The organism is Streptomyces sp. 13-12-16 (assembly GCF_002114215.1).
Classification (GTDB): Bacteria; Actinomycetota; Actinomycetes; order Streptomycetales; family Streptomycetaceae; genus Streptomyces.
Genome location: NZ_NCTE01001330.1, coordinates 1 through 379, shown reverse-complemented (window position 1 = coordinate 379; position 379 = coordinate 1). Strand labels below are relative to the sequence as shown.

Annotated in this window: 1 pseudogene; it reads right to left on the bottom strand. The window is 79.4% G+C overall.

Annotated features, from left to right (window positions below):
• Positions 1–379: pseudogene (locus B7767_RS40560) on the bottom strand (polyprenyl synthetase family protein); the annotation flags it as partial.

The window sequence follows — 379 nt, the reverse complement described above, 5'->3', positions numbered from 1 at the left end:
GGGGGGGCCCCGCCGCTCCATGGCCGTGTCGGCGTGCTGCCCCGCGCACAGCTCGACCACGCAGTCCGCGAGCCGGGCCGCCGCCGCCGAGGCCGCCGGGTGGGGGTCCTCGGCGAGCATTCGCAGGGCGAGCGCCTGGAGGGCGTCCCCGGCGAGGATCGCGTCGGCGTCCCCGAACACCGTCCAGGCGGTGGGCCGGTGGCGACGGGTGGTGTCCCGGTCCATCACGTCGTCGTGCAGCAGCGTGAAGTTGTGGACCAGTTCCACGGCGGCGGCCGCCCGGACCGCGGACGCCCGGGCCACGGGCCCGCCCAGGGCGGAGGCCGCGGCGAGCACCAGGGCGGGGCGGATCGCCTTGCCCGAACCGCCCCCGGCCGGG